Here is a 16,101-nt window from a genome sequence, read left to right on the forward strand (position 1 = left end):
GCCCGTTGCCGGGCGCCGGGATTACAGTTTCTTGGCTTTCTCGATCGCTTCTTCGATGCCGCCAACCATGTAGAACGCTTGTTCTGGCAGGTGGTCGTAGTCACCGTTGAGGATGCCTTTGAAGCCAGCAATGGTGTCTTTCAGGGAAACGTATTTACCCGAAGCACCGGTGAAGACTTCAGCCACGAAGAACGGCTGGGACAAGAAGCGCTGGATCTTACGAGCACGGTTAACCAACTGTTTGTCGGCTTCCGAGAGTTCGTCCATACCCAGGATCGCGATGATGTCTTTCAGCTCTTTGTAACGTTGCAGAACGTACTGAACGCCGCGAGCGGTGTCGTAGTGGTCCTGGCCGATTACGTTCGGGTCCAGCTGGCGCGAAGTCGAATCCAGTGGATCTACCGCTGGGTAGATACCCAGGGAGGCGATGTCACGGGACAGAACGACGGTGGCGTCCAAGTGGGCGAAGGTGGTCGCTGGCGATGGGTCGGTCAAGTCATCCGCAGGTACGTATACCGCTTGGATCGAAGTGATCGAACCTTCCTTGGTCGAAGTGATACGTTCTTGCAGAACGCCCATCTCTTCAGCCAGGGTCGGCTGGTAACCTACTGCCGAAGGCATACGGCCCAGCAGTGCGGATACTTCAGTACCGGCCAGGGTGTAACGATAGATGTTGTCGACGAACAGCAGAACGTCGTTACCTTCGTCACGGAACTTCTCGGCCATGGTCAGGCCGGTCAGTGCTACGCGCAGACGGTTACCCGGCGGCTCGTTCATCTGACCGTAAACCAGTGCCACTTTGTCCAGAACGTTGGAATCCTTCATCTCGTGGTAGAAGTCGTTACCCTCACGAGTACGCTCACCCACACCGGCGAACACGGAATAACCGCTGTGCTCGATGGCGATGTTACGGATCAGTTCCATCATGTTTACGGTTTTGCCTACACCGGCACCACCGAACAGACCGACTTTACCGCCTTTGGCAAACGGGCAAACCAGGTCGATAACCTTGATGCCGGTTTCCAGCAGGTCGTTGCCGCCTGCCTGTTCAGCGAACGAAGGTGCTGGACGGTGAATGCCCCAGCGCTCTTCGGTGTCGATTGGACCGGCTTCGTCGATCGGGTTGCCGAGGACGTCCATGATCCGGCCCAGGGTCGCTTTACCGACCGGTACGGAGATGGCTGCGCCAGAGTCGGTAACTTCCAGACCGCGCTTCAAGCCCTCGGTGGAACCCATCGCAATGGTACGAACCACGCCGTCGCCCAGCTGCTGCTGAACTTCCAGAGTGGTGCCGGCATCGCTTTGTACTTTCAAAGCGTTGTAGATGCTCGGTACGCTGTCGCGTGGAAATTCCACGTCGATAACGGCGCCGATGATTTGAACGATACGTCCGCTACTCATAGCTGGATCCTCTGAATATTTGAACCGTTAAACCGCGGCAGCGCCGCCGACGATTTCCGAGATCTCTTGGGTGATCGCAGCCTGACGCGCCTTGTTGTAGATCAGCTGCAAATCGCTGATCAAATCACCGGCGTTGTCGGTAGCGTTCTTCATCGCGATCATCCGCGCAGCTTGCTCAGCCGCGTTGTTCTCGACCACCGCCTGGTAGACCTGCGACTCGACGTAACGGACCATCAAGCCATCAAGCAGCTCTTTGGCGTCCGGTTCGTAGAGATAGTCCCAGTGGTGCTTGAGACCCTGATCCGGGGTTGCCACCAGTGGAATCAACTGCTCCACGGTAGGCTGCTGCGTCATGGTGTTGATGAACTTGTTGGACACCACGGACAGGCGATCAATACGGCCATCCAGGTAGGCATCCAGCATCACCTTGACGCTGCCGATCAGATCATTGATCGACGGCTCTTCACCCAGGTGGCTGATAGCTGCAACGACGTTACCGCCGAAGTTACGGAAAAAGGCCGCACCCTTGCTACCAACGACACACAGATCAATCTCGACGCCGTTTTCGCGGTTTACCGCCATGTCCTTGACCAGGGCCTTGAACAGGTTGGTGTTCAAGCCGCCGCACAAACCACGGTCACTGCTCACCACAACATAACCAACACGCTTGATTTCGCGGTCGATCATGAACGGGTGGCGGTATTCCGGGTTGGCGTTGGCCAGATGCCCAATTACCTGGCGGATACGCTCCGCATAAGGACGGCTAGCAGCCATGCGCATTTGTGCCTTGCGCATTTTGCTGACCGCCACTTTTTCCATGGCGCTGGTAATCTTTTGCGTGCTTTTGATGCTCGCAATCTTACTGCGAATCTCTTTTGCGCCTGCCATGTAACACCTATCAGGTTAGCAAGCGGGAGCCTCGCGGCTCCCGCTGCGGCTTACCAGGTTTGGGTGGCCTTGAACTTCTCGATACCGGCTTTCATGCCAGCGTCGATTTCGTCATTGAAGTCACCTTTAACGTTGATCTTGGCCATCAAATCGGCGTGATCGCGGTTGAAGTAAGCAATCAGCGCTTGTTCGAAGCTGCCGATCTTGGCGATTTCAATGTCAGTCAGGAACCCACGCTCAGCGGCATACAGCGACAGCGCCATGTCAGCGATCGACATTGGTGCGTATTGCTTCTGCTTCATCAGCTCGGTAACGCGCTGACCATGCTCAAGTTGCTTACGGGTCGCTTCGTCCAGGTCAGAAGCGAACTGGGCGAATGCCGCCAGTTCACGGTACTGAGCCAGAGCGGTACGGATACCACCGGAGAGCTTCTTGATGATCTTGGTCTGAGCGGCACCACCCACACGGGATACCGAAACACCGGCGTTCACTGCAGGGCGGATGCCCGAGTTGAACATGGCCGATTCCAGGAAGATCTGACCGTCGGTGATCGAGATCACGTTGGTCGGAACGAACGCGGAAACGTCGCCAGCCTGGGTTTCGATGATCGGCAGTGCGGTCAGGGAACCGGTTTTGCCGGTCACTGCGCCGTTGGTGAACTTCTCTACGTATTCTTCCGAAACGCGGGATGCGCGCTCCAGCAGACGGGAGTGGAGATAGAACACGTCGCCTGGGTAAGCTTCACGGCCTGGTGGACGGCGCAGCAGCAGGGAAATCTGGCGGTAAGCCACTGCTTGCTTGGACAGATCGTCATAAACGATCAGCGCGTCTTCACCGCGGTCGCGGAAGAATTCACCCATGGTGCAACCGGAGTACGGTGCCAGGAACTGCAGCGCAGGAGATTCCGAAGCACTGGCAGCCACGATGATCGTGTTGGCCAGGGCGCCGTTCTCTTCCAGCTTGCGAACCACGTTGGCGATGGTCGATTGTTTCTGACCGATCGCTACGTAGACGCAGAAAATGCCGCTGTCTTTCTGATTGATGATCGCGTCAATCGCCAGAGCGGTTTTACCGATCTGACGGTCACCGATGATCAGCTCACGCTGGCCACGGCCGACAGGAATCATGGCATCGACAGCCTTGTAGCCAGTCTGTACAGGCTGGTCTACCGACTTACGCCAGATCACGCCTGGAGCAACTTTCTCGACCGCGTCGGTCTGAGTGTTGCCCAGTGGACCCTTGCCATCAACAGGGTTACCCAGTGCGTCGACTACGCGACCCAGCAGTTCCTTACCAACAGGAACCTCGAGGATGCGGCCGGTGCACTTGGCGCTCATGCCTTCGGCAAGAGACTGGTAAGCGCCCAATACAACGGCACCTACGGAGTCTTGCTCCAGGTTGAGGGCCATACCGTAGACGCCGCCCGGAAACTCGATCATCTCGCCGTACATTACGTCGGCCAGACCGTGAATCCGCACGATGCCGTCAGATACGCTGACGACAGTGCCTTCGTTACGGGCTTGGGAGGTCACATCGAGCTTGTCGATGCGGCCCTTGATAATTTCACTTATTTCGGAAGGATTGAGTTGCTGCATTGCTCTGCTGCCCCTTCAAACTCAAGATTTCAATGCTTCGGCAAGTTTCGCGATTTTGCCGCGAATCGAGCCATCGATAACCAGGTCGCCGGCGCGGATGACAACACCCCCAATAAGGGCTTTATCTTCCTCGACTTGCAGGCGCACTTCCCGGTTGAGTCGTGCACTGAGAACCTTGGCGAGTTTGTCTTGCTGTTCTTGGTTCAATGCAAAAGCACTGGTCACTTCAACGTCTACCGACTTCTCTTGCTCGGCCTTGTACAGGTCGAAAAGAGCGGCTATCTCCGGCAGAAGCGGGAGACGGTCGTTTTCGGCAACGACATTGATGAAGTTCTGTGCCTTTGCATCAAACTTGTCGCCGCACACGTCAATAAACGTGGCGGCCTTTTCTGCGCTCGTCAGTCGCGGGGCCTTGAGCACGCGCTGCATGGTGTCGTCTTGCGACACCGCTGCAGCCAGGCCGAGCATGGCTGACCAATTGGCCAGTTGCTGGTGGGCCTGAGCGTGCTCGAAGGCCGCCTTAGCGTAAGGTCGGGCCAACGTGGTCAGTTCTGCCATGATCGCCCTCGCTTAGATTTCAGCAGCCAGTTGGTTAACCAGCTCTGCGTGCGCGTTTTGATCGATTGTGGCACCCAGGATCTTCTCGGCGCCGCCGACAGCCAGCAAACCCACTTGGGCGCGCAGCTTGTCTTTGACACTGTTCAGTTCCTGTTCGATCTCGGCTTGAGCCTGAACCTTCACACGGTCAGCGTCGACACGGGCCTTTTCAACGGCCTCTTCGACAATCTGGTTACCGCGTTTCTTGGCTTGCTCGATGATTTCAGCTGCCTGAGCTTTCGCTTCGCGCAGTTGCTGACCCGCTTTTTCTTGGGCCAACTCCAGGTCGCGAGCTGCACGGCTGGCAGCGTCCAGACCATCAGCGATCTTCTTTTGACGTTCGTGCAGAGCAGCAATGACCGGAGGCCAAACATACTTCATGCAGAACAGTACAAAAATCAGGAACGCAACGGACTGGCCAATCAGGGTCGCATTAATGTTCACGCCAACACCTCGCAGTTACGTTGTCCATCACATCAAATTACTCGGAAGAATCCGGGTAATTAGCCAGCGATCTGACCAACGAACGGGTTCGCAAAGGTGAAGAACAGAGCGATACCAACACCGATCATGGTTACGGCGTCGAGCAGACCGGCAACGATGAACATTTTAACTTGCAGCATTGGAACCATTTCTGGCTGACGCGCTGCGCCTTCCAGGAACTTGCCGCCCAGCAGGCCGAAACCAATTGCGGTACCCAGTGCGCCCAGGCCGATCAACAGTGCAACAGCGATAGCGGTTAGACCAACTACAGTTTCCATCTTTCCTCCCGACTTTTACGTCGTATGGTTTAGGTTTTTTAGATTAAAGCGGTAAAACAAATCGTTTCAGGTGCCCTGTGAAGAGCCCCTTCCCGTTTGACCGGGAAGGACATCAGACTAGTCGAGACTGGCCTTAATGGTTTTCTTCGTGCGCCATCGACAGGTAGACGATGGTCAGCATCATGAAGATGAACGCCTGCAGCGTGATGATCAGGATGTGGAACACAGCCCACGCCCACTGCAGAACAACGCCCAGGCCGCTCAGCCAGAGCAGACCGCTGCCGAACATCACAGCGATCAGAATGAACACCAGCTCGCCGGCATACATGTTGCCGAAAAGACGCAGAGCCAGAGAGATCGGTTTAGCGATCAGGGTCACGAATTCCAGCAGGAAGTTCACCGGGATCAGCAGGGCTTGAACGAAGATGTTCTTGCTGCCGAACGGGTGCAGGGTCAGTTCGCCGATGAAGCCGCCGATGCCCTTGACCTTGATGCTATAGAAAATGATCAGTGCGAAAACCGACAACGCCATGCCCAGAGTCGCGTTCGGGTCGGTAGTCGACACGGCGCGGAACGGAATGTGAGGGTCACCGGAGATCAGGATGGCCAACTGAGGAATCCAGTCGACCGGTATCAGGTCGACGGCGTTCATCAGGAACACCCAGACGAAGATGGTCAGTGCCAGCGGTGCAATCACCGGGCTACGGCCATGGAAGCTGTCTTTCACGCTGCCATCGACGAATTCGACCAATACTTCAACGAAGTTCTGCAAAGCACCTGGCTGACCCGAAGTCGCCTTCTTTGCCGCCATGCGGAAAAGAAGAACGAAGATCAGACCCAACGCGACCGACCAGCCGAGAGTATCGACGTGGAAAGCCCAGAAGCCCATTTCTTTGGCTTCTGCTGCGGTGTGGGCAAAGCCCCAGCCGCCGTTAGGTAGCTGACCGAAGGTCAGATTCTGCAAGTGGTGCTGGATATAGCCCGAAGCGGTTGTTTCTGCCATGGTTGCCTCAAACGCCCTAAGGTCTCGAAAGTCTTGTTCTCATCAGCAGGGGAGCGAACCAGCTGACCGACTGAGTCAGCACGAACACGCCGAATACTGCTATCGGCGCCAGTGGCTTCACACCTGCAAACACCAGTGCAAAAAGCACTGCTGTCAAAATCAGTTTGCCTGCCTCGCCGGCATAAAATGACCGGACGATGGACTGGGCTGCTCGGGCGCCGGAAAACCGAAATGCCTTATGAGCGAAATATACATTGGGCAGCAAGGCTATCAGGCCTCCGCAAAGTCCCGAGTATCCGGCAACGACTCCGTGCCATTGCCAGAGCGCCAAAGCGGCAATGAGCAAAATGACAAATTGAGCCATTAACACCGGAAAAACCGCCAGGCGATGGAACGGCAGGCGGTTTGGCTTGCGGGTTTCCATCACGTTTGCTCTCCAATGGTCGGCTGCCAGAATTCAATAACTTGGCATAATTTGTGCCGACAAAATGCGCGCAGAGTATAGGGGCGGTTCTGCCCCTATTCAACTGTCAGGTAGTGATTTCCGACTGCCCGCTACATGAGGAAATGTTTCAGCGGATGTGAGCGAGCACACCTTGAAGCTCATCGAGGGAGTTGTAACCGATCACCAACTGCCCCTTTCCCTTCTTCCCGTGGCGAATCTGCACCGCAGAGCCTAGGCGCTCGGCCAGACGCTGTTCGAGACGGGCGATATCCGGGTCGGGTTTGGTCGCTTCCACAGGCTCCGGTTTGCCACTCAACCACTGACGAACCAGTGCTTCAGTCTGGCGCACGGTGAGACCTCGTGCGACAACATGTCGCGCCCCCTCAACCTGTTGATTTTCCGGCAGACCGAGCAAAGCACGGGCATGACCCATTTCCAGGTCGCCGTGAGACAGCATGGTCTTGATGACTTCCGGCAGCGCAATAAGCCGCAACAAGTTAGCCACAGTCACGCGGGACTTACCCACAGCCTCGGCAACTTGTTGCTGAGTCAGCTGGAATTCCTGCTGCAAGCGTTGCAGGGCGACCGCTTCCTCGATCGGGTTGAGGTCTTCGCGCTGAATGTTCTCGATCAGTGCGATAGCGATCGCCGTTTCATCCGGCACATCGCGGACCATCGCCGGGATGGTTTCCTGTCCGGCCTGCTGGCTGGCGCGCCAGCGGCGTTCACCGGCGATGATTTCGAAGCGGCCTTCACCAATCGGGCGAACCACAATCGGTTGCATCACGCCTTGTGCCTTGATCGACTGCGCCAGCTCTTCCAGCGCCTGCGGGTCCATGTCCCGACGAGGCTGGTATTTGCCGCGCTGGAGCAAGTCCAGCGGCAGGTGTTGCAGCTCACGCGTGTCAGCTTGCGCGGCTTGTTCTTCCAGCGAGCTGACAGTCGGACCACTCAGCAGTGCATCCAGTCCACGTCCGAGACCTCGTTTCTTGACGGCCATGGGGATTCCTTAAGTTGCCTGAGCGGCGGCAATGCGTGAATTTTTGCGCTGACGACGAACCATCTCGCCTGCCAGCGCCAGGTAGGCCAGCGCGCCGCGCGATTGCTTGTCGTACGCCAGAGCCGGCATGCCGTAGCTCGGCGCTTCGGCGAGGCGGATATTGCGCGGAATGACCGTATCGTACAGTTGCTCGCCAAAGTGTTCCTTGAGCTGCGCCGAGACATCGTTCATCAGGCTCAGGCGCGGGTCGTACATGGTGCGCAACAAACCTTCGACTTTCAGATTCGGGTTGAGCAGTTCGGCGATACGCTTGATGTTATCCACAAGGTCGCTCAAACCTTCGAGTGCAAAGTACTCGCACTGCATGGGGATAATCACCCCGTCAGCGGCAACCAGTGCGTTCAGCGTGAGCATCGACAGCGATGGTGGGCAGTCGATCAGAATGTAATCGTAATTTTCGCGGATCGGCGCCAGCGCGCTGCGCAGGCGGCTCTCCTTCATCTGCATTTCCAGCAGAACCACTTCAGCGGCTGTCAGGTCGCGGTTGGCCGGCAGCAGTTGATAACCGCCATGCTCGGAATAGTGCATGGCCTGAGCCAGATCGCATTCGCCGATCAGCAGGTCATAGACCGAGTTTTCCAGGCCGTGTTTATCCACACCGCTACCCATGGTGGCGTTGCCCTGTGGATCGAGATCGATCAACAGCACCCGGCGCTTGGTCGCGACCAGGGATGCTGCGAGGTTGATGCAGGTGGTGGTCTTGCCCACACCACCCTTTTGGTTCGCTATCGCGAATACCTTAGCCATTCTTGCTTGTGTTCCCAATCATGCCGTGCGGCGCAGTATCAGCAGATGGCGTTGGCCTTGGCAACCGGGTACGGCCAGGGCGTGTTCGCTATCGAGTTTGAAGTCTGCCGGCAATGCTACCAGCTCATCGGCCGGATGAACGCCCTTCATTGCCAGCCAGCGTGTATCGGCATCGCCGAGGTGGCGAGTCCAGTTGCTGAAGTTTTCCATGCTGCTGAACGCCCGGGAAATGATCCCGTTGAACGGCTCAGCAGGCTGGAAGGCTTCGACACGACTGTGGATAACTTGCAGGTTATCCAGTTTCAGTTCGAGTTTGACCTGAGTCAGGAAGCGGGTTTTTTTGCCGTTACTGTCCAGACAGGTCACTTGCGAGTCCGGATACAGGATCGCCAACGGGATCCCCGGCATACCGCCGCCACTGCCGACGTCGAGCCAGCGGCCGTTTTCGATGAACGACATCACGCTCAGACTATCGAGCAAGTGACGCGACACCATTTCGTCCGGATCGCGCACAGCCGTGAGGTTGTAGGCCTGGTTCCATTTGATCAACAAGGCCAGATAACCCAACAGCAATTCGTGCTGGGTTTCAGTGAGATTGATCCCGAGCTCACGGGCTCCTGTGGATAACTCTTCGGCGTGTTGCGAAGTGACCTTAGAACTCAAGCGCTTTGCTCCAACTGACGGCCCGCGCCGCGTTTTTTCAAATGAATCATCAACAGCGAAATCGCTGCCGGGGTCACGCCCGGGATCCGTGAAGCCTGACCCAGCGTCTCTGGACGAGTGGCGCCGAGCTTGCTCTGGATCTCCTTGGAGAGACCGGAAATGTTGGTGTAATCGATATCCACAGGCAGTTTCGTGTCTTCGCTGGCGCGCAGACGAGCGATTTCGTCCTGTTGACGGTCAATGTAACCGGCGTATTTGGTCTTGATCTCGACCTGTTCGGCGACCTGTGGATCTTCGGCGCCGTGCCCGGTCACTTCGACCAGACCAGCGTAGTCGATTTCCGGGCGACTCAAGAGGTTGAGCAAGTTGTATTCGTGGGTCAGCGGCGTACCGAATTTTTCTGCGATGGCATCGCCCTGTTGCGTGCCCGGGCGGACCCAGGTGCTTTTCAGGCGCTGCTCTTCGAGTTCGATGCTTTCACGTTTCTTGCAGAAGGCCGCCCAACGCGCGTCATCGACCAGACCCAGCTCGCGACCTTTTTCGGTCAGGCGCAGGTCGGCGTTGTCCTCGCGCAGGATCAGGCGGTACTCGGCACGGGAAGTGAACATGCGGTACGGCTCTTGGGTACCCAGGGTGATCAGGTCATCGACCAGAACCCCGATGTACGCCTCATCGCGGCGCGGGCACCAGGCTTCTTTGCCCTTCGCACGCAGTGCGGCGTTGGCCCCGGCCAGCAAACCCTGAGCACCAGCTTCTTCGTAACCGGTGGTGCCATTGATCTGCCCGGCGAAGAACAGACCGCCGATGACTTTGGTTTCCAGGCTGTACTTCAAGTCACGCGGATCGAAGTAGTCGTACTCGATCGCATAACCGGGACGCACGATGTGCGCGTTTTCCATACCGCGGATCGATTGCACGATTTGCAATTGCACGTCGAACGGCAAGCTTGTGGATATCCCGTTCGGGTACAGCTCATGGGTGGTCAAACCTTCCGGTTCGATAAACACCTGATGGCTTTCCTTGTCGGCAAAGCGGTGAATCTTGTCTTCGATCGACGGGCAATAACGCGGGCCTATGCCTTCGATCTCGCCGGCAGCGGAATACATCGGCGAACGGTCGAGGTTCGCGGCAATGATTTCGTGGGTACGGGCGTTGGTGTGGGTGATCCAGCAGCTGACTTGCCGCGGATGCTGTTCCTTGTTGCCCATGAACGACATCACCGGGATCGGCGTATCGCCCGGTTGCTCGGCCATCATCGAGAAATCCACAGACCGGCCATCGATACGCGGCGGTGTGCCGGTTTTCAATCGACCCACACGCAGCGGCATTTCACGCAGACGGTGTGCCAGAGCAATCGACGGCGGATCACCGGCACGACCGCCGGAGAAATTCTGCAAACCGATGTGGATAAGTCCACCGAGGAAGGTGCCAGTGGTCAACACCACGGAATCGGCAAAGAAACGCAGACCCATCTGGGTGACAACACCGCGTACCTGTTCCTGTTCTACGATCAGGTCATCGGCAGCTTGTTGAAATATCCACAGGTTCGGCTGATTTTCCAGAATTTCGCGGACAGCCGCTTTGTACAAAACCCGGTCGGCTTGCGCACGAGTTGCCCGTACGGCTGGGCCTTTGCGGCTGTTCAATACGCGAAACTGGATGCCGCCCTTATCGGTAGCCATGGCCATCGCGCCGCCTAGGGCGTCGATTTCCTTGACCAGATGGCTTTTGCCAATGCCACCGATAGCGGGGTTGCAGCTCATGGCGCCGAGGGTTTCCACGTTATGCGTCAGCAACAGGGTTTTTGCCCCCATACGTGCTGACGCCAGTGCTGCCTCGGTACCGGCATGACCGCCGCCGATGACGATCACTTCAAAACGGGAAGGGAAATCCACCACGCACCTCGTGCCTGCTTAAGTAGGTAATTCAGGAATAGTTTGAGATCAGGTTCTGGACCTGGTCGACAAGTATAGGGACTTCGCCCTGCCTAAAGAACCCTCTGAACAAAAATTAACCAGCTGTGGAGAACTCGAGCTTAAAAGAATAAAAAAGAAAGAAATTTATAAAACCTTTGTTTTAATGCTTATTCTTACTGAGCACGTTTTCTGTGGATAGATCTCTACAGGCCTTATTATTCAATGTGTACAGAGATTTAAAACCCTGTGACCATGTGGCCATGAGCGGCTTGGATAACCGGTTTAAGCCTGTGGATGAAAGGGGTGGTTATCCACAGAGCGAGTTATATCCAGTTTTCAGGCCCTGTTATCAACTGACCTCAGTGGCAGTTATTCACAGGGCTTAATCCACAGAAATCTGATGAATGAGCAAATTGCGCGCAGGGGAAATTCGCTCAGGGAGCATCAATCTGCCCGGCACTTCTGGAATCAATTCAATGATGAGGGAAGCAGACGGGCCGCGAATGGGCCCGCCTGTAAACAGCAGGAAGGTTATTTACCGATGCAGAAGCTGGAAAAGATTCGTCCGAGCAGATCATCGGAGCTGAATGCACCAGTAATTTCACCCAGGGAGTGCTGGGCCTGACGCAAATCTTCAGCCAGCAATTCACCAGCCCCGGCCAGCGTCAATTGCGCGCGACCGTGTTCCAGCGCCGCACTCGCGTGGCGCAAGGCTTCAAGATGACGGCGACGGGCGCTGAAGCTACTTTCTGAGGTTTGCTCGTAGCCCATGCAGGCCTTGAGATGTTCACGCAGCAATTCCAGGCCTTCGCCTGCAGATTTGGCGCTCAGGCTGATGGTCACATGGCCGTCGTCGCTTGTTTCCAGAGCAATTGCTTCGCCTGTCAGATCAGCTTTATTGCGGATCAACGTGACTTTCGCCGGATCTGGGCGGATCTCGAGAAATTCCGGCCACAAGGCAAACGGGTCCAACGCTTCAGGCGCCGACGCATCTACGACCAACAGCACCCGATCCGCTTCAGAAATGGCTTTCAATGCGCGTTCGACGCCGATCTTTTCCACCTGATCGTCGGTATCGCGCAGACCTGCGGTATCCACAACGTGCAGAGGCATACCGTCGATGTGGATATGTTCGCGCAGAATATCCCGTGTGGTACCGGCAATCTCGGTCACGATCGCTGCCTCACGGCCCGCCAAGGCATTCAGCAGGCTGGACTTGCCGGCATTGGGACGGCCGGCAATCACCACGGTCATACCATCGCGAAGCAAGGCACCCTGGCCGGCTTCGCGCAGTACTGTGGATAATTCCTCACGCACTTTGTCGAGCATGCTCAGTACGTGGCCATCGGCGAGGAAGTCGATTTCTTCTTCCGGGAAGTCGATGGCGGCCTCGACGTAGATACGCAGGCCTATCAGCTGTTCGGTAAGGTTATGCACACGCTGGGAGAATGCGCCTTGCAATGAACGAAGGGCATTGCGCGCGGCCTGTGCAGAACTGGCCTCGATCAGGTCGGCAATCGCCTCGGCCTGGGCCAGGTCGAGTTTGTCATTGAGAAACGCGCGTTCGCTGAATTCACCCGGGCGAGCCAAACGACAGCCCAGCTCCAGGCAACGCTTAAGCAACATGTCCAGAACGATCGGGCCGCCGTGGCCCTGCAATTCCAGCACGTCTTCCCCGGTAAATGAGTTCGGCCCGGGAAAATACAGCGCAAGACCTTCGTCGAGCACTTGCTGGTCATCACTGAAAAACGGGCCGTAATGGGCATAACGCGGTTTCAGTTCGCGGCCGGCGATAGCATTGGCCGCAACACTGGCCAGCGGACCGGAAATTCGGACGATGCCCACACCGCCGCGACCTTGAGCGGTGGCGACAGCTGCAATGGTTTCACGAGGTGCGCTCATAAACCGTAATCCAGACAAAAGTGGCAGATAGCAAAACGCCCCACTAGGGGGCGTTTTGAGTGGTGTTATCCACAGAACAAGTTACGCCTCGGCTTTTTTCGCAGCCGCTTCGATCTTACGCGTGATGTACCACTGTTGTGCAATCGACAGGCAGTTGTTCACTACCCAGTACAGCACCAGACCAGCCGGGAACCACAGGAAGAAGAAGGTGAAGATGATTGGCATCATTTTCATGACCTTCGCCTGCATCGGATCCGGAGGAGTCGGGTTCAGCTGCTGCTGGATGAACATGGTTGCGCCCATGATGATCGGCAGAATGAAGAACGGATCCTTGATCGACAGGTCAGTGATCCACAGCATGAACGGCGCTTGGCGCATTTCCACGCTTTCCAGCAGAACCCAGTACAGCGAAAGGAAAACCGGCATCTGCACGAGGATCGGCAAGCAGCCGCCCAGCGGATTGATCTTCTCTTTCTTGTACAGCTCCATCATGGCTTGCGACATTTTCTGCCGGTCATCGCCATGTTGCTCTTTCAGTGCAGCCAGTTTCGGCGCAACGGCACGCATGCGCGCCATCGATTTGTAGCTGGCAGCCGACAGAGGGAAGAAAATACCCTTGATCAGCATGGTCAGGAAGATGATCGACCAGCCCCAGTTACCCACGATCGCGTGGATGTGTTGCAGCAGCCAGAAAATCGGCTGGGCAATGAACCACAGGATGCCGTAGTCGACAGTCAGTTCCAGACCTGGGGACAACTCTTTCAGCACGGCCTGGCTTTTCGGACCGGCGTACAGAACAGCACTGGTTTCAACTTTGGCACCTGGTGCAGCGGTCATTGTTGGACCGGTGTAACCGATGATGTAGTTGCCTTTGCTGTCTTTACGGGTCTGGACGATGTTGTTTTCGCCCTTCGCCGGAATCCATGCGGTCACGAAGTAGTGTTGCAGCCAGGCTACCCAACCACCGGTGACGGTTTCCTTGAGTTGCGCCTTGTCCATGTCCTTCATGGACACTTTCTTGTACGGCTCCGAACTTGTCCACAGGGCAGCGCCCAGGTAAGTCGCGGTGCCGGTAGCAGTTGTGGACGAAGGATCGCCACTGTCGTCGCGCTTCAACTGAGCGAACATCGCGCCATTCCAGGGCTGAGCGCTCTGGTTATCCACAATGTAGGAAACGGTTACGTCATACAGGCCGCGTTTCACAGTGAAACGCTTGATGTAATTGACGCCGTCCTTGCTGAACTTCAGATCAACGACCATTTGGTCCTGACCGTCAGCCAGTTGATAAGTCTTCTTCTCGGCGGAGTAGACAGGGCGACCAGCCGGATTTGCGTCCGGGCCATTGGTACCGATCAGACCGCTTTGCGCCAGATAAATACGTTCGCCGCCGTTGTCGAACAGCTGGAACGGAACGTCTGGACGATCCTGACGACGCGGATACAGAGGCAAGGTCAGTTGAGCAACGTCACCACCTTGTGGATCGATCGCGAGATCGAGCACGTCGGTTTTGATCTGGATCAGATCCTTGCTGGCAGCCACCGGAGTTTCAGCTGGTGCGCTGGTATCGCTAGCGGAGCGCGGAATATCGTCACTGGCGGCAGCATTATTGCCAGTGGCGGTGTCCGGCAAACCGGATGTAGTCGTACTGGAAGCAACATTCTGAGTCGGCAGGGCAGCCTGGCCATAGTCCTGGTTCCATTTAAGAACCATAACGTAGGACACGATTGCCAGGGCGACGATCAGGATCGTGCGTTTGATATCCATGATTACTCGGCCATCGAAGAAGAACGGGAGGTAGGGATAGGTGGAACCGGGTCATAACCACCGGGATTCCACGGATGACAGCGACCTAAACGACGAAAGGTCAGCCAGCCACCGCGTAGAAGGCCATGATTTTCAATGGCTTCATACGCGTAGCAGGAACAACTGGGGTAGAAACGACAGTGGCTGGCCATCAAAGGACTAATGGCATAGCGATAAAACTGGATCGGAACGAGGGCCAGTTTACGCATCTGGACTGTCTACCCCTACAGTTTCGGTTTTGACTGCTGGAACTGGATTGTTACGGGCCAGACGCTTCCAGAGTTTGCCGAAATGCTGAATCAATTCGGGGTTTTCTACATCACCCAAACCTTTGCGCGCGACGATAACGATGTCCCAGCCGACCAGTGAATCCTGGTGCAGACGGAACGATTCGCGCATCAGACGTTTGAGGCGATTGCGCTCAACGGAGAGCTTTACGCTCTTTTTCCCGATAACCAACCCGAGACGGGGGTGATCAAGATCGTTGTTGCGCGCAAGGAGCAGGAGATTTTTCCCCGGAACCTTGCCGGTAGGGGAGTCAAAGACTGCCTTGAAATGCCGGGGGGTAAGCAGACGCTTTTCCCGACTGAAGTCCTGACTCACCTCCAGTACCGGATTATCAAACTGCCAGACGCGCACGACCTTTGGCGCGGCGACGCGACAGGACTGCGCGACCGTTCTTGGTAGCCATGCGAGCACGGAAACCGTGAGTACGAGCGCGTTTGATGGTGCTTGGTTGGAAAGTACGTTTCATGTCGTGTTACCTGGTTCGTCCACAACGGGCCGGAATGGCCCCCGTTTTAAGAGACCGGGGATTCTAGAGAAAGCAAGCCTTCAGGTCAATTTCCAACCAACGTTTCCTTATAAATAGATCTCAGGACCTTCTTTGGCTGAAAGCCTGTTCGCCTTAAATAAAATTAAAGAAGGGAATTATTTAAAGCTTTTCTGTAAAGCTTATAAAAGCTAGGGACGCGATCTGCTGTGGATAACTACATCTAGGCCATGTCTAACCTGATGTACAGAGGATGACAACTACAGTGGAAAACCGTGTTCAGCCTGTGCTGCACTGTCGGATAACCTGTGTGTGGAATGGGCTGTTATACACAGGCAGGTTATCCACTGAGTTTAGCCCCTACTTGTCCAATGCCCTTAGAGGCGGTTATCCACAGAGCTTATTCACACACCGTTGGTCGCCTTTTTTCCGGTTAGCGCAGCGATAAATCATGGATTCGGGGCAACCTGCATGTGGATAAGTGGACGGCCCGCCGCTACAATGGCCGCTTGTTTTTGCCTCACCGGCTTTCAACTTAGGGGATATCC

General features: G+C 56.1%; 17 protein-coding genes. All 17 read right to left on the minus strand.

The window, feature by feature from the left end; translation table 11 throughout:
* Positions 1-21: 21 nt before the first annotated feature.
* Positions 22-1,401, minus strand: coding sequence for a F0F1 ATP synthase subunit beta (gene atpD, locus ACA061_RS27190; protein WP_042556890.1), 1,380 nt, complete (start codon positions 1,399-1,401; stop codon positions 22-24).
* Positions 1,402-1,428: 27 nt separating this feature from the next.
* Positions 1,429-2,289, minus strand: a complete 861-nt coding sequence (gene atpG, locus ACA061_RS27195) for a F0F1 ATP synthase subunit gamma (RefSeq protein ID WP_042556891.1) — start codon at positions 2,287-2,289, stop codon at positions 1,429-1,431.
* Between the two features lie 50 nt (positions 2,290-2,339).
* Positions 2,340-3,884, minus strand: a complete 1,545-nt coding sequence (atpA, locus tag ACA061_RS27200; protein ID WP_042556892.1) for a F0F1 ATP synthase subunit alpha — start codon at positions 3,882-3,884, stop codon at positions 2,340-2,342.
* 21 nt (positions 3,885-3,905) lie between these two features.
* Positions 3,906-4,442: a F0F1 ATP synthase subunit delta gene (locus ACA061_RS27205; protein WP_053125286.1), complete on the minus strand. Its 537-nt coding sequence runs from the start codon at positions 4,440-4,442 to the stop codon at positions 3,906-3,908.
* Positions 4,443-4,454: 12 nt separating this feature from the next.
* Positions 4,455-4,925 carry a F0F1 ATP synthase subunit B gene (locus ACA061_RS27210; RefSeq protein WP_003229781.1) on the minus strand — a complete coding sequence of 157 codons (471 nt, stop codon included), beginning with the start codon at positions 4,923-4,925 and terminating at the stop codon, positions 4,455-4,457.
* Positions 4,926-4,984: 59 nt separating this feature from the next.
* Positions 4,985-5,242 carry a F0F1 ATP synthase subunit C gene (atpE, locus tag ACA061_RS27215; protein WP_003097235.1) on the minus strand — a complete coding sequence of 86 codons (258 nt, stop codon included), beginning with the start codon at positions 5,240-5,242 and terminating at the stop codon, positions 4,985-4,987.
* Positions 5,243-5,375: 133 nt separating this feature from the next.
* Positions 5,376-6,245 (minus strand): F0F1 ATP synthase subunit A, encoded by an 870-nt coding sequence (gene atpB, locus ACA061_RS27220; RefSeq protein WP_042556894.1) that lies wholly within the window; start codon positions 6,243-6,245, stop codon positions 5,376-5,378.
* Positions 6,246-6,261: 16 nt separating this feature from the next.
* Positions 6,262-6,669, minus strand: coding sequence for a F0F1 ATP synthase subunit I (locus tag ACA061_RS27225; RefSeq protein ID WP_008084411.1), 408 nt, complete (start codon positions 6,667-6,669; stop codon positions 6,262-6,264).
* Positions 6,670-6,817: 148 nt separating this feature from the next.
* On the minus strand, positions 6,818-7,690 hold the full coding sequence (locus ACA061_RS27230; RefSeq protein WP_150603654.1) for a ParB/RepB/Spo0J family partition protein: 873 nt from the start codon (positions 7,688-7,690) through the stop codon (positions 6,818-6,820).
* A gap of 9 nt (positions 7,691-7,699) precedes the next feature.
* The gene (locus ACA061_RS27235) at positions 7,700-8,497 is read right to left on the minus strand and encodes a ParA family protein (protein ID WP_007911909.1); all 798 of its coding nucleotides are present in this window, start codon (positions 8,495-8,497) and stop codon (positions 7,700-7,702) included.
* 18 nt (positions 8,498-8,515) lie between these two features.
* Positions 8,516-9,160, minus strand: coding sequence for a 16S rRNA (guanine(527)-N(7))-methyltransferase RsmG (rsmG, locus tag ACA061_RS27240; protein WP_150616966.1), 645 nt, complete (start codon positions 9,158-9,160; stop codon positions 8,516-8,518).
* Positions 9,157-11,055, minus strand: coding sequence for a tRNA uridine-5-carboxymethylaminomethyl(34) synthesis enzyme MnmG (gene mnmG, locus ACA061_RS27245; protein WP_150603655.1), 1,899 nt, complete (start codon positions 11,053-11,055; stop codon positions 9,157-9,159). The genes rsmG and mnmG overlap by 4 nt, the downstream gene beginning before the upstream one ends.
* 552 nt (positions 11,056-11,607) lie before the next feature.
* Entirely contained in the window at positions 11,608-12,978 is a 1,371-nt protein-coding gene (mnmE, locus tag ACA061_RS27250; protein ID WP_150616968.1) for a tRNA uridine-5-carboxymethylaminomethyl(34) synthesis GTPase MnmE, read from the minus strand.
* An 81-nt stretch (positions 12,979-13,059) separates the two neighbouring features.
* Positions 13,060-14,742: a membrane protein insertase YidC gene (gene yidC / locus ACA061_RS27255; RefSeq protein WP_497300344.1), complete on the minus strand. Its 1,683-nt coding sequence runs from the start codon at positions 14,740-14,742 to the stop codon at positions 13,060-13,062.
* A 2-nt stretch (positions 14,743-14,744) separates the two neighbouring features.
* Positions 14,745-14,990: a membrane protein insertion efficiency factor YidD gene (gene yidD, locus ACA061_RS27260; protein WP_010465488.1), complete on the minus strand. Its 246-nt coding sequence runs from the start codon at positions 14,988-14,990 to the stop codon at positions 14,745-14,747.
* Positions 14,983-15,384, minus strand: coding sequence for a ribonuclease P protein component (gene rnpA, locus ACA061_RS27265; RefSeq protein WP_042556900.1), 402 nt, complete (start codon positions 15,382-15,384; stop codon positions 14,983-14,985). Before rnpA ends, yidD begins: the two co-directional genes overlap by 8 nt.
* Positions 15,385-15,400: 16 nt before the next feature.
* Positions 15,401-15,535: a 50S ribosomal protein L34 gene (rpmH, locus tag ACA061_RS27270; protein ID WP_003213577.1), complete on the minus strand. Its 135-nt coding sequence runs from the start codon at positions 15,533-15,535 to the stop codon at positions 15,401-15,403.
* Between the last annotated feature and the right edge of the window lie 566 nt (positions 15,536-16,101).

The sequence above is a fragment of the Pseudomonas sp. LBUM1668 genome (assembly GCF_059695715.1).

What these genes read in the sequence shown, in the direction of transcription:
- atpD (WP_042556890.1), bottom strand. Translation starts at nt 1,401, where the DNA reads ATGAGTAGCGGACGTATCGTTCAAATCATCGGCGCCGTTATCGACGTG.
- atpG (WP_042556891.1), bottom strand. Translation starts at nt 2,289, where the DNA reads ATGGCAGGCGCAAAAGAGATTCGCAGTAAGATTGCGAGCATCAAAAGC.
- atpA (WP_042556892.1), bottom strand. Translation starts at nt 3,884, where the DNA reads ATGCAGCAACTCAATCCTTCCGAAATAAGTGAAATTATCAAGGGCCGC.
- ACA061_RS27205 (WP_053125286.1), bottom strand. Translation starts at nt 4,442, where the DNA reads ATGGCAGAACTGACCACGTTGGCCCGACCTTACGCTAAGGCGGCCTTC.
- atpE (WP_003097235.1), bottom strand. Translation starts at nt 5,242, where the DNA reads ATGGAAACTGTAGTTGGTCTAACCGCTATCGCTGTTGCACTGTTGATC.
- atpB (WP_042556894.1), bottom strand. Translation starts at nt 6,245, where the DNA reads ATGGCAGAAACAACCGCTTCGGGCTATATCCAGCACCACTTGCAGAAT.
- ACA061_RS27225 (WP_008084411.1), bottom strand. Translation starts at nt 6,669, where the DNA reads ATGGAAACCCGCAAGCCAAACCGCCTGCCGTTCCATCGCCTGGCGGTT.
- ACA061_RS27230 (WP_150603654.1), bottom strand. Translation starts at nt 7,690, where the DNA reads ATGGCCGTCAAGAAACGAGGTCTCGGACGTGGACTGGATGCACTGCTG.
- ACA061_RS27235 (WP_007911909.1), bottom strand. Translation starts at nt 8,497, where the DNA reads ATGGCTAAGGTATTCGCGATAGCGAACCAAAAGGGTGGTGTGGGCAAG.
- mnmE (WP_150616968.1), bottom strand. Translation starts at nt 12,978, where the DNA reads ATGAGCGCACCTCGTGAAACCATTGCAGCTGTCGCCACCGCTCAAGGT.
- yidC (WP_497300344.1), bottom strand. Translation starts at nt 14,742, where the DNA reads ATGGATATCAAACGCACGATCCTGATCGTCGCCCTGGCAATCGTGTCC.
- yidD (WP_010465488.1), bottom strand. Translation starts at nt 14,990, where the DNA reads ATGCGTAAACTGGCCCTCGTTCCGATCCAGTTTTATCGCTATGCCATT.
- rpmH (WP_003213577.1), bottom strand. Translation starts at nt 15,535, where the DNA reads ATGAAACGTACTTTCCAACCAAGCACCATCAAACGCGCTCGTACTCAC.